Below are 20,703 nucleotides of genomic sequence, written 5' to 3'. Positions count from 1 at the left end.
TGCCGCCTTGCCGGCCCCCCAGCAGAACCGGAACGTGCGGCGGTTGCGCGGTCGCGGTCATGGGGGTCTTGCATGTCATCCTCTGGTCGGACGAGCGACGCCCGCCTTCAAACGCTTCACCGATGCCGCTTGGTCATACCATGGGCTTCGACCATCCAGAAGAATGGAACCGTTGTCGGATCGGCGGAGCATGACAGCGTAGTGCGGGGCATACGGCTTCCTGGTTTGTCATACGTCGATCGATCCGGTTCGAAGCAGATCGACCTAAGATCAGCATTAGCTGTTTATACAGGGCTATCCGAAAAACAAAGAGTGCTTTTAGGCGTATGACAAAAGAAGATAAAAAATTCAATATCTAGTCTCTTAAATTAATACAAATACGATTATTGTTGATCGGAGTATACAATATGTTTAATGGTCGATTGATTCTGGCCTTATTATATGCATGCGAATGAATTCGCGCTATATTTTCAACGCGCTTTGGCATTGACGGTCTGGACTTGCTGTTCATTTCTGAATGGAATCCGTTTGGTTGAAGCCATCGACATTCCGGATCGACGCCATTGCTCTCGCTGGAGCAGGGGTGGCGGTCGCCCTGCGATTTGGACAGGGCGGCCGCCGGTGGATCAACGTTTCGCCTGCGGCTTGCCGCCGGCGCGTTCGACCTTCACGTCGGTGCGGCGTGCCGTGGTCTCGACCGTTTCCTCCCGCTCGCTGGCGGACTTCTCCAGAACGACTTCGCCCACCACCCGGGCCTCCTTGGCGACCTTCGCCGTCTCGCTGGTGGCCGTCATCTCGACGGTCTTCCCGGTGAAGGCGGCATCGGCTTCGGCCTTGCTCGGCGCGCGGTCGGCCTTGCGCTGTTCGACTCCCACCGTCTCGTCACGAAGGTGGACGGTCTTGCGAACCGGGGTTTCGGTGACTTCGCTGGAAACCCGGACGCTGCCGGTGGTCTGGCGCTTGCCGATCTCGACCTCCTCCTCGATCACCGGGATGACGGTCTCTTCGGTCGCCTTATGTTGGGCCTTGCCGTTATTGTCCTTTCCGGCCCGCTTCTCGGCTTGGCGTCCGGCGTCGGCCAGGTCCATGGCGCCGTTGTCTTCCAGGATCGCCTGGGCGGCATCCGCATCCTTGTCGGCGATGTCGGCCATCAGCAGGGTGTGCCCCTGCTGGACGGCGGAGGCGTAGCGTTGCGCCATGTCCTTGTCGAAGCCGTGCTCCAGCAATTCCTCGATGGCGCGTTCGCTGCCGGCGGCCTCGTTGAAGGTCTCGAGATCCTCGTCCCGGCAACCGGCCGCCACGAGGGCCTGGAAAGCGGTCTTCGCTGCGTTCGGCTCCTTGTACAAGCCTACGATCATCTTACTCATGGTCTGTCTCCATTTGAATTGAGGGCCGCGGATGTCAGCGGTCTGTGAGGTCGTTTCCGGATCGGTCGTCCGGAGTCCGCCGTTCGATGGTCACGTCCTGTCTGCGGACGGTGACGGTGTCGTGCAGTCGTCGGGTTTCGGTGCGGCGGGTGATCCGCACCTCCTCCACCAGTTTCAGCCGCATCTCCACCACGGCCACCTCTTCGATGACCGAGATGATCGTGGTATCGCCGTCCTGGCGGTCGGGGATCGGGTCGTCGATGAAACGGTTGACCGGCACCCGTTCGATCGTGATCGCCGAAGACGACAATTGAACGTCGATCGGCTGTTCGCGTTCGTGGATAACCGTGCGGGCCTGGACCGTCTCGGTGACATGCGACTGTTTGCCGACGGTCGCAGATTCCTCGATTATCGGCACGGCTTCGCGTTCGATCCGGACCGGATCGTTCTGCACCATGACCATCGGTCGCTCTCCCGTCTATGCGTCGTATCGTCCGCCTTCCCGAAGGGCCGCGGCGCAGCCCGTCCGGGAGTGGCCGACGTCAGGTATCGCGCTGTCCCGTGGCCCGGCCGGCGGTCTTGACCGCGTCGAAGGAGGACTGGGCCAACCGCATGTTGCTGCCGAGCAGATCCATCATTCCCTGCATCATATACCGCTGTCCGATCGCGAAGGCTTCGCCGGGACCGCGGATCTGGCTCAGGTCGCCCAGCATCTCCGTCTGACGGGCGGCAGCGCGTTGCATCTGCTGGATCAACTCGGTGTAGACGGCGCCGTAGGCACTGGTCATCGCGCCGCCGAACTGTTGGGCAAGGGCGAGATTTTGTCCGCCCGTCGGCATCCCGTCTCCCCGACCGCCCGCGTTCCGCTCGGGGTCGGGAACCCGGTTGCGCTGCTGCGCCGCCCAGCCGGTTGCCCGCTTGGCGAAATCCCTGGCGGCCCGATCGGTTTCGCTGTCGGGCTGTGGGGAGCGCTGTGCGGCCGACGCTTCCCGCTTGCCCGCCGTTTCGTCGCCGGCGCTTCGGATGTGGGGAGCGGAAGCGCCCGTGGTTTCCGCCGCCTCGTCCGCCGCACTGTGGATACGGTGGGCCGGAGGGTTGCCGTCAGCCATGATGATTTCCTTGTAGCGATTGTTTCGTCCGGCTCGCTTTGGGGAGTTCTTCGCTCAACCCAAACCGTCCTGCCGGATCGGCTTGACCACATATCGTGCTGCACTGCAAAATTACAATACCGGGCGCTCTGCAAAAAACAAATTACGCGAACTTTCTAATTCTTTCATCGCTTTGCTTCTGTTTATCTTTATTGCGAATTATGCAATTCCGGCGGATGGCGGCTCCAAACAATCTATGACGCGGATTGATCTCTATTCAATTCAAGACGGTCCGCTGCGACCAAGATGAAATGAGCAATTCGGCCAAGACGGCTCAACGCGGAAAACCGACCAGCCGGCCTCGCGCCTCGTCCCACAGCCAGAGGTGCCGGCTGCGGATGGCCGAACCCAGGGTCAGGGCGGGGATCGCAGTCAGCGCTGGAATCTGCCGATGACAGGCTTCCAGCCGGTAGTTGGGGATTCGCGGATTCAGGTGATGGACGTGATGGAAGCCGATGTTCCCGGTGAACCATTGCAGGAGCCGGGGCAGCCGCAGGTACGAGCTTCCCCGCAAGGCGGCGTCGATGAAGGTCCAATCCCTCTGCCGCGCCCACAGCGCCTGCTCGAACCGGTGCTGCACCGAGAACAGCCAGACCCCGGCGATCGCACCGAGGATGGAGATCGGCAACTGGACCAGAAGCACGTTGCGAAAGCCCAACAGATTGCCGAGCCCGACGAAGAGGGCCGCGATCGCGAGGTTGGTGCCATGGACCGACCAGCGTTCCCGATGCCAGCCCTTCGGCGTGTCGAAGGGAATGCGGTAGAGCACCAGAAAGACCAGCGGCGGCAGCAGCAACAGGGCGAGAGCCGGTTGGCGCAGCAGGCGATGGAAAAAGCGGCTGCGACGGTCCAGCGCGAGGTATTCCTCCAGCGTCAGGCAGCTTGAATAGATGTCCGCGCCGCTCAGCCGCTGGTCGAGATTGTTCCAGTGGGCATGGTGGCCGGCATGCTGCCGCCGCCAGTTCGCATAGGGTGTCAGGGTCAGCACGCCGCAGACGGCTCCGACGATGTGGTTGGCCCGGTGGGACCGGAAGAAGGCGCCGTGGCCGCAATCGTGCTGAATGATGAAGATGCGGATCAGGAAACCGGCCGCTGGAATCGCCAATAGCAGCGTCAGGCCATAGTGGACGCCAAGGCTGAGGTACATCAGCCACCAGCAGGCCAGGAACGGCAGGAACGACGTCGCGATTTGGCCGAGGCTTTCGGGCAGGCTGGGGTGCTGATAGGCCCGCAGCGCGGCCCGTATCCGCTCACCGCCGATGGAACCGACCGGCGGTCCGCCTGGACGGTCGGAGGCGGCGCTCATCCGGTGGCGTCGCGCCGCTCGGCTTCCGCCAACTCATCGGGATCGACGGCGACCGATTGGCTGCTGACGATCTCGCCGGGCCGTCCCGGAATCACGATGATCGTCGATAGACGTCGGTAGACCGGGAATGAGAGGCCGTCGACCAGTTCCTCATCGGTTTCGACCGTGTAGGAACCGGCGGGCTGAACCCCATCGATGCCGCTCAAGGTGAAGGGTTGGGCGAAAGTCACCACTCTGCGGCTGGTCCGCGTAAACATCGGAGCGCTCCCTCGAAAGCGCCTGACCGTCCATGCAGGAATGTTCGGGCGGAGAGGCGTAGTTCTGATATGGCAGGCAGGGCGATTGATTACGATCTCTCAAAAGGTATCATTGCCGGGAACGGATGCTCATTTTTTATTTTTTGAAGATGATTCAATAGGCCGGAATGGTTTGCCACAGAGAGATAAAGAAAGAGTTATCATAAAGAATAACGATTTCGATTGCATTCGGATCGGAGACAACCGCGATCCGTTGCCATGGAGGAAAAAAATGTCTCCGGAGTCCCTACTGGAACAATCGATTCCCGATCTTCGCGCTTATGCTCGCGCTTTGATCGGCGATCGGGAGTTGGCTGATAAAATCGTGAAAGATTTTCTACGGTCCATCCGAAAGAATTCTTCCAGTGTACCCCATGACGGTGCACGGTTCCGGCTGTTTACCTTTCTGCATGACCTGATCGTCCGGGAAGCCACCGGGAAGCAGCAGCCGAAAGTCGCAATCTCCCCCGCAAGGGGGCCACCGGCTGGGGTCGAGATCGCGGATGGCCGTGATCCCGGACTGCAATTGGCGTTTCGCGCGCTCAGCCTTGTACAGAAGGCGGTCGTCTTCCTGATGGCCATCGAGGAGTTTTCCGATCAGGAAGCAGCGATCATCACGCGGATGCCGGTGGCCGAAGTCAGGCAGACCCTGCGCGACGCGCTCGACCACCTCGGCAGAATGCCCTTGGGATTGATTTCCCAAACGCAGAGAGATGGCGGATGACTAAGCGGATGCTGGAGGTTACTCAGGATTTCCTCGAGGATTATATCGGCGGCAGGCTGGATGCGGCCGGCGCCCGTCTTGCCGAAGATCACCTTGCCCGGAATCCGGACGTCGCCTTGAAGCTTCGCCAGGACCATGCGATCCGTCAACGCCTGCGCGACATGTTTGCGCCGGTACTCGCGGAACCGATCCCTGAACATCTGCTTCGACTTCTCGACTCTACGGACAGGCAGGTACGGCGAGGCGGAAAAGAAAACGAATCAGTCCTTTAGATTTTGATTGTGCATGATGAGGGAGCAGTGAAATGGACAGCCCGCATACAGCCACCGTACGACCCGACGATTTTCCATCGGAGTTCCCCCTGTCTGCCGGTGGTGTCCTGCCGCAGGGTGCCGATGTTCTGCGGGAGCGCTTGAGATGGGCGGCTGCGGAGCGCCGTTGGACCCCGGCAACCTTTCATCCCCAGGCTCCGGCATTCACTCCGCCGATCGGCCGGGCTGCGTTGCGGGGCGGTGCACAGTTGACCCGTTACCTGCGCGCCGTCAGTCCTCGCCCGAGCTGAACGGTTCACATCGGACCGACCACCGCGCCCGCGGGCCGTCCGGCGTCCGTCGAGCTGTTCCTTGCCACCGCCCTCATGTGAACCCGGTGTCCGGGCACTCGATCTCCGCGACCGGCATCTTCGCTGTGCTGACCAGCCTGTCCATCGCCTCGTTGACCGGGCCGCTCGACCCGAAGGCGCCTGTCCCGGCTGAATGCTTGCCTCACCTCGGCCATCGCACCGCGGTAGCTCAATCCCGCATGACCAAGCAGGGGAAAGTGGTCCGGACTGGACATAGCGTGTACCTGCTGCCGGTTACGAGCCGGTTCGACACCAGAACGCCGTCCGTCGAACAGGCGGCCGAGGCGCTCGCTGCGCAGCGCGGCGCGGTCACCGTCTCAAGCGACTCTGCTGCGGCGAGTCGTGTCGCAGAGTGTTCTGAGCCATGAACCCTGTGACGGTACTTTCCACCGCCGAGTCGGTCGTGCGCGCCGCTGCGGCTGGTATGGTGAACTGCTCGATCGGCCCCGATAGCCGTCGAAGCCGCAAAAAATATTTTTCTTGGAGTTTTTCCTTTGGAATCAAAAGCATAGCTTTTTGACGGCCTCGTCGTCGGACATCGCAGAGTGCCTTCTGTGCATTTCTCAACAATTTCAATCTGTTATGGTGATTTTGAACAATCGAGTGGGAATGAAATGATGTGGTTCGTGGCGTTTCGCGAACCATCGCCACATCTCCATGACCATCTGGAATAAAAGTCAGCCGCTCACCATCGGAGCCCATCGCCTTGAAGCGACGGGCTCCGATGGTGCGAGCAACGGTCTGCGTTTTTCGCCGTCCGCGGGATAAACGTTGATGATCGGCCGCCGCGGTGCCGATTCCCTCTTGTTCGTTGAAATCTCCGACAGCTCTGCCCAAACGTTCAGATACGCTTCCGGCGTTTGTTCAACGCCACTCTCCATTATCCTTATTTCCCGGTGCACCGTCTTCCAGCACGCCGAATTTCTGTTTTCCAAGCGTGATCTCCCCGCGTACACGGCGCCGTTCTGAATCCGTGGATTCGCCCTCACCTTCCGGGCTTGCATTCGATCGGACGATAATCGCAAAAGCGCCGTCTACCTCGGAGTACGGCCAAGTTGAACGATCAGATCGTCCGCGCCCACGCGGATTCCCGCACGGGCGGCATCAAGCGTGCCGAAACTGGCGAAGACGTTTTCAGCCCAGGGGTATTGCTTGCTTACATAGGCCCGAAGAAGGCGGTTGGACATGCTGTCATGGATTTCGACCGCGTAACTCACCGAACCAGATAGCATTCCCTGCTTGTCGCGGACAGTCTGCACGGTATTCACCACCGCGCCAACCGGTACCAATTTCGACACCGTTCCAAGAATGGGCAGGTTGGTCTCGACGCCGGTCAGCGTGACCCGGACGCGCAGGGTGCTCGGGCTGGGATTGGCCGCCGCCGCGAAATTGGCTTTTAGGGCCTGTTGACATTCGCGTTGAGAAGGGGCTTCCTGTGGTCACAGAAATTTGATTCAAGGCTACCAAAAGGGAGGTGGCCTTGGATCGGATTGTATTGCGAGATGATCAGTGGGAGCGGATAGCGCCGCTTCTTCCCGGCAAAGTGGGTGACCCTGGCCGCTCGGCAGCGGACAATCGCCTGTTTTTGGAGGCGGTCCTGTGGATCGTCCGCGTTGGAGCGCCCTGGCGGGACTTGCCCGCAGCGTTCGGCAATTGGAACTCGGTGTTCCAGCGCTATCGCCGATGGGCCAAGGCCGGTGTCTTCGACGAGGTCTTCGCCGCTTTATCGAGCGACGCGGACTTCGAGTACGCGATCATTGATGGCACGATTGTCCGGGTGCATCAGCACGGTACCGGCGCAAGGGGGGGACTCAGGCTCAGGCCATCGGTCGCTCTCGTGGCGGGCTGACGACCAAGATCCTGGCCGTCGTCGATGCGTTGGGGAACCTTGGGCGCTTCATCCTGCTGCCGGGCCAGCGACATGACAGCGTCGGCGTCGAACCGGTGCTGGACGGCATCGAATTCTCCGCCTTGCTGGCTGACAAAGCCTTCGACAGCAACGCCATCCGTATCTTGATCGCCGAGCGAGGCGCGGTCGCCGTCATTCCGTCCAAGGCCAACCGATCTCCCCCGATTCCCCACGACGCCGAGATGTACAAATGGCGCCATCTGGTCGAGAACTTCTTCTGCAAAATCAAAGAATTCCGACGCATCGCCACACGATACGACAAAACTGATACAAGCTTCGCCGCTGCCATTAACCTCGTCGCTACCGTCTTGGTAACACGATGAATGTCAACAGGCCCTAGTACTACAGCCGGTCCTTATCGGTTTGGGTGCGTCGTTTCCAATGGGAGCGCCGTGCTCGCTGTTGGTGGCGTCTTCGCCAGATGGACCAATCGATAATGGCGGTGGGTGGCGCGGGGGGCCGGCCGATCAAGGCGACCAGGAGGGCGCGGATCTCGGGCACGGTCAAGGGCAGAAGATCGGCGGACAGGTCGAGTTGATCCTCTCCCCCCGATGGCCGCCGTGCGCACGACGGTGAGAAAGGCCAGGGCCAGCATGGCCAAGGTGACGTGGCGGTGCCAGCCGGTCCACGAGCGCACCTCGTACTGGTCGAGCCCGACCTCGCCCTTCGCCGCCTCGAAGCAGGACTCGATGGTCCAGCGCGACCCGGCGACCCGGACCAATGTGGCGACCGGCGTGCCTTCCGGGGCGAAGGTCAGATAGTAGGTGAGTTTGTCCGGCTCGGCGATGGAGCGGCGCACCAGCAGACCGCGGCACCAGCCCTCGCGCAGGGAAGCGTAGGTTTTGTGCGCCCAGTCGTAGAGGCGTGGCCCCTTGGCTCCGTCGCCAGCACTCAACCGCTGCCAGTCGGTGGCGGTGAAGCCGGTCGTCCGCTCCTTGACCGTATCGAAGCCCATGGGCGCGCGCTGTTTGCTGGTGATCGCCAGCACGTAGCCCAGCGGTTGGCGCTCCAGCCATAGCCGCAGCGCGTAGTCCCCGCCGTAGACGGAGTCGGCGGTCACCCAGCGGCAGGGCAGGCCGGCTGCCACGGCGCGCTCCAGCATCGCCCGCCCCAGTTTCGGCTTGGTGGCGAAGCCGACGGCGTTGGGGACGCCGGCCATCCGTCGGCGTTCGTCGTTGCCAGCCCAGTCCTCGGGCAGATAGAGAGCGCGGTCGACCAGCACCCGGCCGCGTCGGCTGGCGTAGCCGAGGAAGACGCCGATCTGGCAGTTTTCGATACGTCCGGCGGTGCCGGAATACTGCCGCTTCACCCCGACCGAGCGGGTGCCCTTCTTGACGAAGCCGGTTTCATCGAGGACCAGCACGGCCTCATCGTCGCTCAACCGTTCGATGACATAGGCCTGGAGGTCGTCGCGGACGGCGTCGGCATCCCAACGGGTCCGGGCCAGGAAATCCTGCATCGCCGCCGGCGAGCAATCCCCGGCGGCTTCGGCCAACTGCCAGCCATTCTTGCGATCCAGCGGCGCCAAAAGACCTCTCACGTAACGCAGAGCCCGTTGGCGACCGGCCGCGCTGTAGAAGGACCTCAATCCGCCGACCAGCCCTTCCAGGGCATCGGACCATTCCGCCGCTTCCGTCATCTCGGTCATGCTCGGACCCTCCAGTCGGTTCCAAGCTCAACAGGCCGCCCGGCCGCATATTCCGTCTTTCGCGACCGGCTGTAGTACTAGGGCTCGAGCGAATTGCTCCTGGATATAGCTCGCCAATGCTCGCTTATCCTCGTCGGAGACGTCTCCGAATTGGCCGTCGGGACCTGAATAGATCAATACGGGCTCGAGCAAAAAAGCGCCGTATTTGGACCAGTCGGTGTTGTTCGCGACATAGACGAAGGGCAGGTGCCCGCCCTTGTCTTGCGGGTTGGCCGTAAGTTGCTCTGTGGATGCGAGCCCTTGGTAGCGAACGGGTTGTGAAGCGCATCCCGCCAACCCGCCTGTCACGAAGAGAAGGGCAAGCGATATCTTCGATGGTCTTACCATGGGACTCCCTCACCTTCTGTATGAACCACGCACGATCGCGTGGAGGCGATGTTCCTCCAGATTTCAGACCGATCGCTCATCCATGTAACTCCAACGGCGCCGAGGGGTCAACATTAATAGACTAATTAGTCTATTAATAAGACCGAGACGCTCACGGGACAGCCTCCCGGTGGCGACCAGACGGAGCCGGTGATCACGGCGGGATGAAATCCGCGCGTCAACGCGGCCATGTGGACCACGGAACGCATCATCTGGGGCTGTGGGGGGGATCAGGGCGCGCAGGCTTCACGCTGGGTATTTCGATCAGCCAGGGCGGCCGAGAGCGGAGCGTGGCCAGAGGATTGTCGGCGTCATTTCGATTTCATAGAGTGTCGCATCTGGTATTAGGAAAAATGCGATGCGCAAGGTCGACCCAGCCAAGCACGAGGAGAAGCGTCAGGAAATCCTGGAGGCCGCCGGGAGGTGCTTCACACGCAGCGGATTTCATGGCGCCACCACCTCCGCGATTTGTGCGGAGGCAAATATCAGCCCCGGACATCTCTTCCATTACTTTGATAGTAAGGAGGCGATGATAGCGGCGATCATCCGGGCCCGTCTCGACGATGCCATGGCGCACACCGAGCGCGTGATGGAGAGCGCGGACCCCTTTGGAACGTTCGTGCAGGGAATCGAGGATGCGTTGCTGACCAAAGGCAGAATGAATAACGCATTGTTATTGGACATGCTGGCGGAAGCTAGACACAACCCCACTATGGCCAAGATCGTTCAGGACAGCACGCGCCAAGGGCGGGCCGTGGTGGCGGCGTTTTTGCGCAAGGGTCAGGAAGAGGGGCGGGTCGACGCGAACCTGGATCCGGAATTGGCCGCGGCGATCGTCATCGGCGTGATCGATGGTTCTCAATCCATCGCCATCCGCGACCCCGAGCTCGATAAGGAGAAGAGCGGCAAGCTGCTCCTGACGATGCTCTTGCGCTTGTTCGCTCCGCCCGCGACAGCCGACGACGCGTAGTCGGGCCTGGACAGGCGATGACGCGCCGGACGGCCCCGAATTTGGCTATAGGCGTGCCCAGTTTTTCCCAGAAGATTATTGCATCCATCCCCACGCCTTCGAAACAGGCAGCGGGGCGAGCGCCGTGATCGGCCGGTGGGTCGATCACGGCAACGCCGACCGCCCGCGCTCGGCGCTCGGCGGCAGAACTCCGGCAGAGGCCGACAAAGGCACGCGGAACCCAATCAGATCGGCGGCATGACGCGAACCTGGACCAAGCTCATCCCCGCCGCCAATCCGTCCGGAAAAAGTGACCAGCTCAATTTTTGGAGGATCACTCCGCCTCATGGTCCGATCGCGGCATAAAGGGCACGGCTCAGATCGGCGGAAAAGCGGCCGCCATTCGACATGCCTTCGAGCGCGGTGTTGGTGAAGGCGACCAGTGTCAGGTTCTTGCCGGAATCGACGAACCAACTATGGCCATAGGCGCCGCCCCAGCGCCACGCGCCGGGAGTTTCGGTCACGCCGGCCGCCTTCGCATCGCGCAAGACCGAGAAACCGAGGCCATGGCCCCAGCCGGGCGAGCCCTCCATATCGATGCCGGCGATCTGATCCCGCCCCATGTCCGCCGCCTGTGCCGACGGCATCAGCGGCGCGCCGCCCGACCGCAGCGCTTCGAGCAGGGCCATCGTGTCGCCGGCACTGCCGATCATGCCGACGCCGCCGGATGGAAAGGCCTGCTCGTCGAATGCGCGTGACGGGTCCATGCTGAAGCCGGGGAGACCGGGAAGAAACGGCACCAGGTCGGGCTGACGCATCCGGCGCGGATGCGGGGTGTCGTCGGCGTAAGCCGCGGCCAGCCGGCTCGGGTCCGCAACCGGGAAGCCGGTGTCGTTCAACCCGAGCGGTTCGGTCACCAGCGCTCGCACCGCCTGCGACAGCGTCAGGCCCGTCGCGGCCTCGATCAAGGCGCCCACGACATCGAGGGCGAGCGAATAGCAAAACCGCGTGCCCGGCCGGAACAGCAATGGCACCCCGGCGAGCCGGCGCAGATTCTCGGCGAGCGTGATCCCGGTTCGGTCCATGCCGTCGGAAACGCCGGCCCGATGCAGTGGCCCATCCTCCGGCTCGAGAAAGCCGTAGCCGAGACCGGACGTGTGGGTGAGGAGGTGCCGAAGCGAGAGGACGACGGGCTCTCCCTCGAAGCGCGGCTCGAAATCGGGAAGCCATTCGGTGATCGGCCGATCGAGATCGAGCTTGCCTTGACCGACCAGGGCCATGGCCGCCGCCGCGACGAAGAGCTTGGAGACCGAGGCGAGGCGGAACAGCGCGTCCTCGCGCATCGGGGCGCCGGCCTCGCGATCGGCCATGCCGGCGGCACGGGTGTAGATCGGCTCTCCGTTCCAGCGCAGCAGGACAACGGCGCCGACAATGCGTTCGGCGGCGATCGCGCCGTCGATGACGGCATCAAGGCGCTTGGAGAGCGTGGAGAAGGCCTGAAGCGGACGTTCAAACATGGGGGCTCCGGTTCGGGTCAAGGGACGAAGGAATGGGGAAATCCGTGCCGGCAGGCGCCGTGGACGGCGACATAGGCCGCGGCCAGCAGCAGAAGGGCGACGGGTGCGAAGGCACCGGCGCCGACGTGATCGAGCAGCAATCCGCCGATCAGGCCGCCGCCGGCGATGGCCGCGTTCCAGGCGGTGACGAGCATGCACTGGGCGAGGTCGTGCATGTCTCCGGCGGCCTTGGCGAGGGCGGTCTGAAACAGCGTGGCGACGCCGCCGAAGGCGAGGCCCCAGAGTCCCGTGGCACTCAAGGCCACCTCAGGCGCATGACCGGCGATACCGAGCGCGAGAACCGCGAGGCCGAACAGCGCGATGCTGATCAGGGTGAGCGGGCGCAGGTGATGGTCGATCAGGAGTCCGACGATCCAGATCCCGGCCAGCGCGGCCAGTCCGAAGACGAGCAGAGCGAGGTCGGTCCTGACGGTCCCGCCGCCACCGCTCAGCAATGGGGCGATGTAGGTGTAGAGGATGTTGTGCGCGAGCACGAAGGTCAGCGTGACGAACAGCACCGGGCGGATTCCCGGCAGGACGAAGACATGGCCGAGCGGACGTCGCTTGTCCTCGGCCTGCCCCGCGAAGTCGGGGACTTTCATCGCCACCCAGGCGATCAGGATCAGGCTGAGGCCGCTCATGATTCCGAACGACGCCCGCCACCCGATCACCGCGCCCGAATATGTTCCTGCCGGAATGCCGAGCGACAGCGCCAGCGGCGTGCCGATCATCGCGACGGCGATGGCGCGTCCCTTCGATCCTTCCGGCACCATCCGCGCGGCATAGCCGGCGATCAGCGCCCACAGGAGACCCGCGGAACCCCCGGCCATGAGCCGGGCGACGAGCGTCAGCCCATAGCTGCCCGACAGGGCCGTCGCCGTGTTCGCCACCGCGAACCCGAAGATGGCGATGAGAAGCAGCGGCCGCCGCCGCATCCCTTGCGTCGCGGTCGTCAGCGGGATGGCCGCCGCGAGCGAACCGGCGGCGTAGAGCGTGACGAGCTGCCCGGCGAGCGCCTCGGAAACGCCGAGGCTCGCGCCGATCTGCGGCAACAGACCCGCCGGAAGCGCTTCGGTCAGGATGGTGATGAACCCAGCCATCGCGAGCGCCAACAGGTTGGACCATGGGAAGGGAGCCGGGGCCGTTGCGGCCGGGGAGCTTGTCTCTGTCATGCCCGTGAGATTAGGGCTATCGCCGGCCCGGAATAATCAGCCTAGAATTCCGCTTATACCGGACATGGAGATCCCTAATATGGGAAGGCTGCCCATGGAACACCTCGGCGCGCTCAACGCCTTCGTTCAGACGGCCGAGGCCGGCAGCTTCGCCGCCGCGGCGATCAAGCTCGGCATTTCGGCCTCCGCCGTGGGCAAGGCGGTGGCCCGGTTGGAGGAACGGCTTGGCATCCGCCTGTTTCACCGCTCGACCCGGTCGCTGACCCTGACGCCCGAGGGCGAGCTTTTCCGTGACCGCTGTCGCCGCATCTTCTGCGAGATCGAGGCGGCGGAACTCGAATTGTCGCAGACCCGCGCGGCGCCGCGCGGCAAGCTCCGCGTCAGCCTGCCGCTGATCGGGATGCTGATGATGCCGGCGGTGATGGCCTTCATGCGCGCCTATCCCGAGATCGAGCTCGACCTCGATTTCACCGACCGGTTGGTGGATGTGATCGACGAAGGCTTCGACGCGGTGATCCGCACCGGCGAAGCGCGCGACAGCCGGTTGATGATGCGCCGTGTCGGCGCCTTCTCCCACCGCATCGTCGGGTCGCCGGAGTATTTCGCGGCGCATGGTGTGCCGAAGGTGCCGGAAGACCTCACCGCCCACGCCTGCCTCCACCACAAATACCCCTCGACGGGCAAGCTGGAGCGCTGGCCGCTGGCGCGCGACGGGGTGGACATCGATATGGCTCTGCCGGTCACGCTGGTTGCGAGCACGCTGGAACCCCAGATCTGTCTGGCCGAGGAGGGCTTCGGCCTTGCCTGCCTGCCGCAGTTCGCCGCGCGCGCCCAGCTTTCACGCGGCACGCTGGTCAGCGTGCTCGACGACTTCATCCGCGATGTCGGCGCGTTCCATATCCTGTGGCCGGCGAGCCGCCACCCGTCGCCGAAACTGTCGGCCTTCGTCTCCTTCATGGCCGAAAACCTGCTGCGCGATCCGCAACCATTGGGTGGTTGCCAAACCGCAAAGCTGTCCAAACCTGGCGGCACGAATATATCTGTTCGTCGAGCTGGTAAAAAACTGGCCCGAGTATCGTTGATGAAAATGCCATTATTCGGAACCGGTTGATCCAGAGCCGCCTCATGGCCATGGATGGCGGAAATTTTTGGCTCCGGTCGATCAGTCCCAAGGATTTTTGATTTCTCGCTGGGAAGGGAATTTTTCATCATGAGGCTGAAGCAATCGTTGGCAGCTGTTGCCCTGTGGGCCGGGGCTTTATCTGGAGGTGCCGCCACAGCCGCAACCCCGATGTGTCGCAATGGCAACTTCGCCAAGGTCTATGAGCCGGCCTCGATGGTGCTTGTCACGGTGGACACCAACACCCCCTTGTCGCGGGACTTCAACGGGTGTCCTGACGCCGGACCAGGTTGTCATCAAAGCGGCTCCAGCGGGGTGGCGGCGGCCAATACCCCACTCATAGCGGCCCCCGCATTGGCGGATGGTTGGGTCTGCGTCTATGTGCCTCCCGGCAAAACCAACGATTGGAACAGCGGGGCCGGCTATGTAAGGCAGGATGTGCTAAGGCCCTATACCCCGTCGGCATCCAGTGATCCGACAAATTTTCTCGGTCGCTGGGAAACCGACCCCGAAGGCAACCAGATCCGTATTGCCTCGGGAGAATCTGGCGCGCTGGCTATTATCGGCGATGCCTATTGGCCGGGGAGAAACGAGCCTGAACATATAGGCACCCTCCGTGGGCAAGCCATGCCGGTGAACAGCACGCTGCGATTTGCCGACGACGACTGCAATGTCCGTATGGATATTCTGGGAACATTTCTGGTTGTGGCGGACCTCAGTGAGCCGGGTGCATGCGGCGGGGCCAACGTCACCTTCACTGGCATTTACCAGAGGGTCAGATGACGAAATGCTTTTTCGCCTCGACCATCTGCACGGCGTTCCTGCCGGCTGGACCGATTGGAAGCCGGCAGGGCGTGAATGTCAGACGGGTCGCACGGTTCAGGCAGCAGGCACGGGTTTTCCTCCGGAACCCAACCTCACTTACCGTTACAGGCTCCATTCTAACTATATTCTTTGTAATTACTTAAAAATTTTATAGAGATTACGCCAAAATATATCCCAATATCTTGAAATAAACTTATACGCTTGCGGCTTATTATTTTGTCGCCTGACGGCATCTTCGGCGACCGATGCCCTGATCAAGGCACCGATCAAGGCACCGAAGTCCGGCGATGCGCCGGGCGCCCCGTCCACACCATCAGCTCAGCCGGCACAATCCTCCAGCTCTATGCGCCCCGCCAGGAAGTCCAGAAAGGACCGCAGCTTCGGCGGCTGAATGCGCCCGCCGGGAAAGACCGCGTGCAGATCGACATCCGATCCCTTCCAACCGTCGAGCACCCGCTCCACCTGCCCGTCCGCCCGATAGGACCGCATGGCGAAGTCGGTGGCGAGGGCCAGCCCGCCCCCGGCGAGCAGGGTGGGGATCAGCATTTCCGGATCGTCGGCCGCCATCACCGGGTCTATGGCCGCATCGACCATCTCCTCGAGGCCGCCATCGGTGCGGAACAGGCGCCACCCGAAGCCGGAAGGACGCCGGGCGGTCATGTTCGCCAGCGTCAGGTGCCGGACAAGCTCATCCGGATGGCCCGGCATCCCATAGGTGGAACAATAGGACGGGGCGGCGTAGACATGGCGGCGCAGGACGCCCAGCTTGCGGGCCGCCATGGTGGAGTCCTGCAACGCCCCCATCCGGATCGCCAGATCGATCTCCCGCGCCACCAGATCCAGATTCTCGTGGCTGAGCACCAGATCGATGCGGACATCGGGGTAGCGGGCCCGGAATTCAGGCAGAAGCGGCGCTATGACCTTCATGCCGAAGGATGGCGGGGTGGTGATCCGAAGCCAGCCGCGCGGCGAGTCGCGAAGCTGGGCGACCGCGCTTTCCGCCTGTTCCAGCTCTCCGGCGATGCGGCGGCAATGCTCGAAATACACGGTCCCCGCTTCGGTCAGCCCGATGCGGCGGGTGGTCCGGTGCAGAAGCCGGATGCCCAGCCGCCGTTCGAGATCGCGCACCTTGCGGCTCAGCGTCGTCTTGGGCAGCCGCAACCGCTGGGCGGCCTTCGTGAAGCTGCCCTCCTCCACCACCTTGACGAAGGCGATCGTGTCGTTCAGGTCCTGCATCCGCACCCGCTGATTGGATCGTAAATCGGCACAATGTTGCCCAAGCCTGGCGGGTAATCAAGCCTGCCGCCCGGTGCTAGTTGGTGGATCTGCGCGGCGGCGGAACGAACGCCGCCGCCGGACCCGTTCCCCAGACCGTCCAAGGACAGGCAAGATGACCCCACATGCGCTGCTGCTGGCCGCCGGCCTGCTGTTCGCCGCCATCCCGGCCGGCCATGCCGCCGATAAGGCCACCGACCAAACCGCCCCCCAGCCCGCCCCCCAATCGACACCCCAGCCATCGGCGGCCGGGCTCTACCGCTTCACCGTCGGCGACCTCCGCGTCACGGCACTCAGCGACGGCACCCTGCCGCTCGGCATCAAGCCGCTGGTCCAGGGCTTGCCGCCGGAGCGCATCGATGCGCTGCTGGCCGAGCGGTTCGAGCGCGACCCGCTGGAGACCTCCATCAACGCCTTCCTGATCGACATGGGACCGCGCCTGCTGCTGGTCGATACCGGCGCCGGCCAGCTGTTCGGCCCCTATGGCGGCAAGCTTCCGGTCAGCCTGGCCGCGGCCGGCTATCGCCCTGATCAGGTGACCGACATCCTGCTCACCCACATCCACACCGACCATTCCGGCGGGCTGGCGCTGGATGGGCGGATGGCGTTCCCGAACGCCACGGTTCATGTCGGCCAGGCCGACCTCGATTTCTTCCTCGGCGGCGACACCGTCGCCAAGGGGGTGAAGCCCCGCCTTCATGACGAGGCGCTCGCCACGGTCGGCCTCTACCTCAAGGCCGGCAAGGTGAAGCCCTTCACCGAACAATCCGAAATCCTTCCCGGCGTCACGGCGATCCCCACCCCCGGCCACACGCCCGGCCACGCCTTCTACCGGGTGGCGAGCCGTGGCGAGAGCATCGAGTTCTGGGGCGACATCATCCATGTCGGCCCGGTGCAGTTCCCGCATCCGGAAGCCACCGTCGCCTTCGACATCGACCAGGGCGCCGCGCGCTCCCAGCGCCTGAAGCGCTTCGCCCAGGAGGCCGACAGCGGCCAGTTGACCGCCGCCGCCCATCTCGGCTTCCCCGGCCTCGGCCGTCTGCGGCGCGACGGCGACGGCTATCGCTGGGTGCCGGTGGAATATCGCAACCGCGAGTGATGCGGCTGGGGGCGGGGCGGGCCGCCGCCCCTGGCTTTGCCCCGGACCGAGGTGATTTTCCTTTGGAATCAACCCCCATGGCTCCGGACGGAGCCAGGATCGGCCATCTTGGACTTTGTCCTGGTCATATCAATGGAATATGATGATCGCGGTGATCCGGCCGGGGAGATCCGGCTGGGGACGGCTGCGGAGACGGACCGGCCCGGCCGATCGCAAAGGGCGCATCGCGCGGGTGCGCGTTCGCCATGGAGCAGCAGATGACCATCCCGGATACCCGCGCCGCCATTCTGGACACCCTGATCGCCCGCTTGCGCGGGCCGGCCGGAACCGGAGAGGCGTTGCGCGCGATCTCCGAGGGTTGCGAGGCCGCAAGGGCGGCCGGCATCGGAACCGACAGCGCGGCGATGGCGCGGCTCGATGCGGCGACGGCCGATCTCGACCCGGTTCTGCGGGAATCGGCGCTGGCCTCGGTGTCCGGCGACCTGCGCCGCTATCTCCGCATTCTCGACATGTTGGACAATGTGCTCGATCTCGCGCCGCTGGACGGCATCAACCAGATCTATTGGAGCATGCAGCGCCAGCTGTTCCTGATGCGGATGGACCCGGCATCCGTGCCGGACTTCGTCACGGACCGGCTGTTCCCCTTCTACGAGCGCTTCCTGACCGAGATTTCCCGACGGCTCGGGCTGGCGCCGGCCGCGCGGCCGGCGGGGATGCCTGCGACCGGCCGGGTGGTGGTGGTCACCAACCAGTTCCTGTCCGACCAGCACCAGCCATCGCGTGATCTGCTGACCCAGCTGGTGCGGTTGCAGCACGACCTGGGGCGGACGGTCCTGACACTGAACACCAACATGATGCCGGACCGCTACCACAGCCCCTTCATCCCGCCTTTCGCCGCGGCGGTGGAGGAGAGGCTGTCCGGCGAACAGACGATCCGGTACGGTGACGAGACCCTCGATTTCCTGTCCTCCACCGCGCCCGGCCTCACCGCCGACAAGCTGGGCGGCTTCCTGTCGGCGGTGGAAGACTTCGACCCCGACCTTGTGATCGCCTTTGGCGGATCGGTGATCCTGGCCGATCTTCTGGCATCGGCGCGACCGCTGCTATGCATGCCGACGACGAGCGGCCAGACCGTCTCGCTCGCCGACATCGTGCTCGACTTCGGCGGCCGGACGGAACCGCCGGGCGATGGCCGGCTGGCACGGTCCTGGCGCCCCTTCCGGCTCGGACTGTCGCTGCGCGCGGAGGATGGCGGGACGGCCGGCCGGTCGGATTTTGGCGCGGCCGAGGATGCCTTCCTCTGCGTGGTCGTCGGCAACAGGCTGGACGCCGAGGTCGATGCCGCTTTCGTCGCCTTGCTGGAACGGCTGCTCGACGCGGTTCCGCGCGGCGAGATCCTGTTCGCCGGGCCCGTGGAGGCCCTGCCCGCCCGCGTCGCCGCGTCGCGGCATGCGGCACGCCTGCGCTGTCTTGGCCATGTCGGGCGGATCGGCGCCCTTCTGCCACTCTGCGACCTGTTCCTCAATCCGCACCGCACCGGCGGCGGCGCGGGTGCCGCCCAGGCCCTGGCCGCCGGCCTGCCGATCCTGTCCTTCGCCGGCGGCGACGTGGCGAGCGTCGCGGGGCCGGGCTTCCTGGTCGCCGACGGCGACGCCTTCATCGAGCGAGCGCTCGCTCTTTCCAGCGACCCCGCCCTGCTGTCGCGAAGCCGCGAGGAGGCGCGCGGCCGCTTCGCCGCCCTCGAACAGGAGGACAGCCCGGGCCGACTCGAAGGCTATATGGACGAGGCGATCGACCTCCACCGGCGGCGGAGCTGAGCCTTGCGCTTCCTTCTCTGCGGTCGTGGCACATCGGAGATCCTGTGGTCGATCCAGGCGGCCCTGGTCGATCTCGGCCACGACTCGGTGCTGGCGCTGCCCGACATCTCGCAGGAGGTCATCGACCGTCCCATCGATGCCCTGTTCGTGCTGAACCTGTTCGAGATTCCGCGCGACACGGTCGAGATGCTGCTGGCCTACATCGCGACCTTCGGGCGAAGGCCGGCCGTCGTCCATATCTGCCTGAATCACCCGGTGGAGGAGATCGGCGCCCACACGGTGGAGGAGGTCGGGGAGACCGACCGCTGGATGGAGCGGCATGGCGTCTCCATGTGGTGCATGTGTCCGGCGGCGGCGGCGCAGGCGGCCCGGATGGGGCTGTCGCGCGTCTTCCACGAGCCGCTCGGCCTCCATCGCTGGATCTATCTGGCGCGGGCGGCGGACGGGACATCCGATCTTTACAAGCGCTGGATGTCCCAGGACGCCCCCGGACTGGTCCGCCATCCCTACGCCGCCATGACCGGCGACGCCGATGGCGACACCGGCGAGGGGGCGATCAACGATCGCTTCCTCTATCTGGGACAGGGCTGGCCCGACCATGTCGCCGCAGCGCCGTCCGACCCGGCGGTCGCCGCCGCCGCCGGTACGGTGGCCGGCATCATGAGGGACAGGCCGGACCTGCACCGGCTCCAGGCGATGGATCTCTGCGGATTGACGGAACGCTCGACGGATCCCGCCTGGACCCTCGCCTTCAACCGGGCCTTCACCATCGCCTTCGCGGTGGAGAACCGCCGCCGTTTCGCCAGCGCCCTGCGCCGGGCCTTCGGCGAGACCTTCCTCCTCCGGGGCAATGGCTGGGACCGCCTCGGCATCCAGGCCGGGCCGGTGTCGGCGGCATTGCGGAACGCCTATGGCACCGCCGCCGCCTGCCTGGATTTCGGCAGCCTCGCCTATGACACCGCGATCTTTCCCAGACCCCTGGAGATCCTCAAGCGGAATGGACTGCTGGTCGGCTGGCGGCACGGCGACAGCGCCCGGCTCTTCGGCCCGCAGGAGGCCGACCTCACCTTCACCGACGAAGCCGACACCTTGCGGGTCCTCACGGCGCTGGCCGACGATGCCGATCGCCGCGCGCTGCTGCGCCAAGCCCATCTGGACTGGGCCTTCGACGCCCTGGCCCTGACCGCCATTCTGCCGAGGATCATCTCCCGCCTGCGGGAATGACCGTCCCCACCCGGCATTTCCCCCGCGTCAGAACAGCGATTCGATGACCTGAGACTTGGGGCCGGACTTGGTGCCGCGCCGCTTGCCGCGGGAAGGCTTGGGACTTGCGGGCAGAAGTCCTTCCCGTTGCGCGCACAGGTCATGCCAGACATGGCCCGGCCTCTCCGGCGTCCAATACATGGGCTCGCCGAGCAGAACCTCTTCACCGCAACAGGCGCAG

Annotated in this window: 20 protein-coding genes and 2 pseudogenes; 10 read left to right on the top strand and 12 right to left on the bottom strand. The window is 64.2% G+C overall.

Going from position 1 to position 20,703, the window contains the following annotated elements; translation table 11 throughout:
• Positions 1 to 626: 626 nt before the first annotated feature.
• The 5 genes from AZL_RS05990 to AZL_RS05970 all read right to left on the bottom strand — a co-directional run bounded on the left by AZL_RS05990 (position 627) and on the right by AZL_RS05970 (position 4,027).
• A complete protein-coding gene (locus tag AZL_RS05990; protein WP_012973754.1) occupies positions 627 to 1,367 on the bottom strand; it encodes a YsnF/AvaK domain-containing protein in 741 nt (246 codons plus the stop codon).
• 34 nt (positions 1,368 to 1,401) lie between these two features.
• Entirely contained in the window at positions 1,402 to 1,830 is a 429-nt protein-coding gene (locus tag AZL_RS05985; protein WP_012973753.1) for a DUF2382 domain-containing protein, read from the bottom strand.
• A 79-nt stretch (positions 1,831 to 1,909) separates the two neighbouring features.
• Positions 1,910 to 2,476, bottom strand: a complete 567-nt coding sequence (locus AZL_RS05980; RefSeq protein ID WP_012973752.1) for a hypothetical protein — start codon at positions 2,474 to 2,476, stop codon at positions 1,910 to 1,912.
• A gap of 313 nt (positions 2,477 to 2,789) precedes the next feature.
• Entirely contained in the window at positions 2,790 to 3,821 is a 1,032-nt protein-coding gene (locus AZL_RS05975) for a fatty acid desaturase family protein (RefSeq protein ID WP_012973751.1), read from the bottom strand.
• Complete coding sequence (locus AZL_RS05970) at positions 3,818 to 4,027, bottom strand: hypothetical protein (protein WP_247894296.1); 210 nt, start codon at positions 4,025 to 4,027, stop codon at positions 3,818 to 3,820. The genes AZL_RS05975 and AZL_RS05970 overlap by 4 nt, the downstream gene beginning before the upstream one ends.
• Here AZL_RS05970 and AZL_RS05965 point away from each other — a divergent pair.
• A complete protein-coding gene (locus AZL_RS05965; RefSeq protein WP_162470991.1) occupies positions 4,017 to 4,841 on the top strand; it encodes a hypothetical protein in 825 nt (274 codons plus the stop codon). The two genes, AZL_RS05970 and AZL_RS05965, sit on opposite strands and share 11 nt — an antisense overlap.
• Complete coding sequence (locus AZL_RS05960; RefSeq protein WP_042442632.1) at positions 4,838 to 5,113, top strand: hypothetical protein; 276 nt, start codon at positions 4,838 to 4,840, stop codon at positions 5,111 to 5,113. Before AZL_RS05965 ends, AZL_RS05960 begins: the two co-directional genes overlap by 4 nt.
• Before the next feature lie 659 nt (positions 5,114 to 5,772).
• Here the strand turns inward: AZL_RS05960 and AZL_RS35320 are convergent.
• Together AZL_RS35320 and AZL_RS36245 are read right to left on the bottom strand one after the other, a co-directional pair.
• Positions 5,773 to 6,300 (bottom strand): hypothetical protein, encoded by a 528-nt coding sequence (locus AZL_RS35320; RefSeq protein ID WP_148219224.1) that lies wholly within the window; start codon positions 6,298 to 6,300, stop codon positions 5,773 to 5,775.
• Between the two features lie 197 nt (positions 6,301 to 6,497).
• A pseudogene (locus AZL_RS36245) lies at positions 6,498 to 6,821 on the bottom strand (DUF3313 domain-containing protein); the annotation flags it as partial.
• A gap of 116 nt (positions 6,822 to 6,937) precedes the next feature.
• On the opposite strand from AZL_RS36245, the gene AZL_RS34060 reads away from it, so the two are divergent.
• Positions 6,938 to 7,695 (top strand): IS5-like element ISAzs9 family transposase gene (locus tag AZL_RS34060; RefSeq protein WP_148219189.1). Its coding sequence is split into 2 segments (ribosomal slippage): positions 6,938 to 7,265 and positions 7,265 to 7,695, totalling 759 coding nucleotides; the frame shifts between segments, so codons are not numbered across the junction.
• A gap of 32 nt (positions 7,696 to 7,727) precedes the next feature.
• Here AZL_RS34060 and AZL_RS05935 read toward each other — a convergent pair.
• Both AZL_RS05935 and AZL_RS37605 read right to left on the bottom strand, forming a co-directional pair.
• A complete protein-coding gene (locus AZL_RS05935; protein ID WP_012973655.1) occupies positions 7,728 to 9,020 on the bottom strand; it encodes an IS701-like element ISAzs6 family transposase in 1,293 nt (430 codons plus the stop codon).
• A 27-nt stretch (positions 9,021 to 9,047) separates the two neighbouring features.
• Positions 9,048 to 9,407 carry a DUF3313 family protein gene (locus tag AZL_RS37605; protein ID WP_086935339.1) on the bottom strand — a complete coding sequence of 120 codons (360 nt, stop codon included), beginning with the start codon at positions 9,405 to 9,407 and terminating at the stop codon, positions 9,048 to 9,050.
• A 397-nt stretch (positions 9,408 to 9,804) separates the two neighbouring features.
• Here AZL_RS37605 and AZL_RS05930 point away from each other — a divergent pair, with 397 nt between their 5' ends.
• On the top strand, positions 9,805 to 10,416 hold the full coding sequence (locus tag AZL_RS05930; RefSeq protein WP_012973745.1) for a TetR/AcrR family transcriptional regulator: 612 nt from the start codon (positions 9,805 to 9,807) through the stop codon (positions 10,414 to 10,416).
• A gap of 79 nt (positions 10,417 to 10,495) precedes the next feature.
• Positions 10,496 to 10,657, top strand: a pseudogene (locus tag AZL_RS36890) (IS3 family transposase); the annotation flags it as partial.
• 82 nt (positions 10,658 to 10,739) lie between these two features.
• Here the strand turns inward: AZL_RS36890 and AZL_RS05925 are convergent.
• On the bottom strand, positions 10,740 to 11,912 hold the full coding sequence (locus tag AZL_RS05925) for a serine hydrolase domain-containing protein (protein WP_012973744.1): 1,173 nt from the start codon (positions 11,910 to 11,912) through the stop codon (positions 10,740 to 10,742).
• A gap of 17 nt (positions 11,913 to 11,929) precedes the next feature.
• On the bottom strand, positions 11,930 to 13,123 hold the full coding sequence (locus AZL_RS05920) for an MFS transporter (RefSeq protein ID WP_012973743.1): 1,194 nt from the start codon (positions 13,121 to 13,123) through the stop codon (positions 11,930 to 11,932).
• Between AZL_RS05920 and AZL_RS05915 the strand changes: the two genes are divergently transcribed.
• Together AZL_RS05915 and AZL_RS35315 are read left to right on the top strand one after the other, a co-directional pair.
• Positions 13,038 to 14,234: a LysR substrate-binding domain-containing protein gene (locus tag AZL_RS05915; RefSeq protein WP_247894294.1), complete on the top strand. Its 1,197-nt coding sequence runs from the start codon at positions 13,038 to 13,040 to the stop codon at positions 14,232 to 14,234. The two genes, AZL_RS05920 and AZL_RS05915, sit on opposite strands and share 86 nt — an antisense overlap.
• Positions 14,235 to 14,333: 99 nt before the next feature.
• On the top strand, positions 14,334 to 15,026 hold the full coding sequence (locus AZL_RS35315; protein WP_012973741.1) for a hypothetical protein: 693 nt from the start codon (positions 14,334 to 14,336) through the stop codon (positions 15,024 to 15,026).
• 360 nt (positions 15,027 to 15,386) lie between these two features.
• Here AZL_RS35315 and AZL_RS05910 read toward each other — a convergent pair whose 3' ends face one another.
• Positions 15,387 to 16,304 carry a LysR family transcriptional regulator gene (locus AZL_RS05910; RefSeq protein ID WP_042442628.1) on the bottom strand — a complete coding sequence of 306 codons (918 nt, stop codon included), beginning with the start codon at positions 16,302 to 16,304 and terminating at the stop codon, positions 15,387 to 15,389.
• A gap of 154 nt (positions 16,305 to 16,458) precedes the next feature.
• Here AZL_RS05910 and AZL_RS05905 point away from each other — a divergent pair, with 154 nt between their 5' ends.
• The 3 genes from AZL_RS05905 to AZL_RS05895 all read left to right on the top strand — a co-directional run bounded on the left by AZL_RS05905 (position 16,459) and on the right by AZL_RS05895 (position 20,483).
• Entirely contained in the window at positions 16,459 to 17,442 is a 984-nt protein-coding gene (locus AZL_RS05905; RefSeq protein WP_042442626.1) for an MBL fold metallo-hydrolase, read from the top strand.
• 257 nt (positions 17,443 to 17,699) lie between these two features.
• Positions 17,700 to 19,259 (top strand): glycosyltransferase, encoded by a 1,560-nt coding sequence (locus AZL_RS05900; protein WP_148219222.1) that lies wholly within the window; start codon positions 17,700 to 17,702, stop codon positions 19,257 to 19,259.
• Positions 19,260 to 19,262: 3 nt separating this feature from the next.
• A complete protein-coding gene (locus tag AZL_RS05895) occupies positions 19,263 to 20,483 on the top strand; it encodes a glycosyltransferase family protein (RefSeq protein ID WP_042442624.1) in 1,221 nt (406 codons plus the stop codon).
• The last annotated feature ends 220 nt before the right edge of the window (positions 20,484 to 20,703 follow it).

It is taken from the genome of Azospirillum sp. B510 (assembly GCF_000010725.1).
Lineage (GTDB): Bacteria > Pseudomonadota > Alphaproteobacteria > Azospirillales > Azospirillaceae > Azospirillum > Azospirillum lipoferum_B.
Note: the sequence above shows the minus strand (reverse complement) of the source record. Positions and strands in the feature narration are given on the sequence as shown.

Bases quoted from the DNA above. Each gene is read 5' to 3' on its own strand.
- AZL_RS05990 (WP_012973754.1), bottom strand. From the start codon at position 1,367: ATGAGTAAGATGATCGTAGGCTTGTACAAGGAGCCGAACGCAGCGAAG.
- AZL_RS05985 (WP_012973753.1), bottom strand. From the start codon at position 1,830: ATGGTCATGGTGCAGAACGATCCGGTCCGGATCGAACGCGAAGCCGTG.
- AZL_RS05980 (WP_012973752.1), bottom strand. From the start codon at position 2,476: ATGGCTGACGGCAACCCTCCGGCCCACCGTATCCACAGTGCGGCGGAC.
- AZL_RS05975 (WP_012973751.1), bottom strand. From the start codon at position 3,821: ATGAGCGCCGCCTCCGACCGTCCAGGCGGACCGCCGGTCGGTTCCATC.
- AZL_RS05965 (WP_162470991.1), top strand. From the start codon at position 4,017: ATGCCGCTCAAGGTGAAGGGTTGGGCGAAAGTCACCACTCTGCGGCTG.
- AZL_RS05960 (WP_042442632.1), top strand. From the start codon at position 4,838: ATGACTAAGCGGATGCTGGAGGTTACTCAGGATTTCCTCGAGGATTAT.
- AZL_RS05935 (WP_012973655.1), bottom strand. From the start codon at position 9,020: ATGACCGAGATGACGGAAGCGGCGGAATGGTCCGATGCCCTGGAAGGG.
- AZL_RS37605 (WP_086935339.1), bottom strand. From the start codon at position 9,407: ATGGTAAGACCATCGAAGATATCGCTTGCCCTTCTCTTCGTGACAGGC.
- AZL_RS05930 (WP_012973745.1), top strand. From the start codon at position 9,805: ATGCGCAAGGTCGACCCAGCCAAGCACGAGGAGAAGCGTCAGGAAATC.
- AZL_RS05925 (WP_012973744.1), bottom strand. From the start codon at position 11,912: ATGTTTGAACGTCCGCTTCAGGCCTTCTCCACGCTCTCCAAGCGCCTT.
- AZL_RS05915 (WP_247894294.1), top strand. From the start codon at position 13,038: ATGAACCCAGCCATCGCGAGCGCCAACAGGTTGGACCATGGGAAGGGA.
- AZL_RS05920 (WP_012973743.1), bottom strand. From the start codon at position 13,123: ATGACAGAGACAAGCTCCCCGGCCGCAACGGCCCCGGCTCCCTTCCCA.
- AZL_RS35315 (WP_012973741.1), top strand. From the start codon at position 14,334: ATGAGGCTGAAGCAATCGTTGGCAGCTGTTGCCCTGTGGGCCGGGGCT.
- AZL_RS05910 (WP_042442628.1), bottom strand. From the start codon at position 16,304: ATGCAGGACCTGAACGACACGATCGCCTTCGTCAAGGTGGTGGAGGAG.
- AZL_RS05905 (WP_042442626.1), top strand. From the start codon at position 16,459: ATGACCCCACATGCGCTGCTGCTGGCCGCCGGCCTGCTGTTCGCCGCC.
- AZL_RS05900 (WP_148219222.1), top strand. From the start codon at position 17,700: ATGACCATCCCGGATACCCGCGCCGCCATTCTGGACACCCTGATCGCC.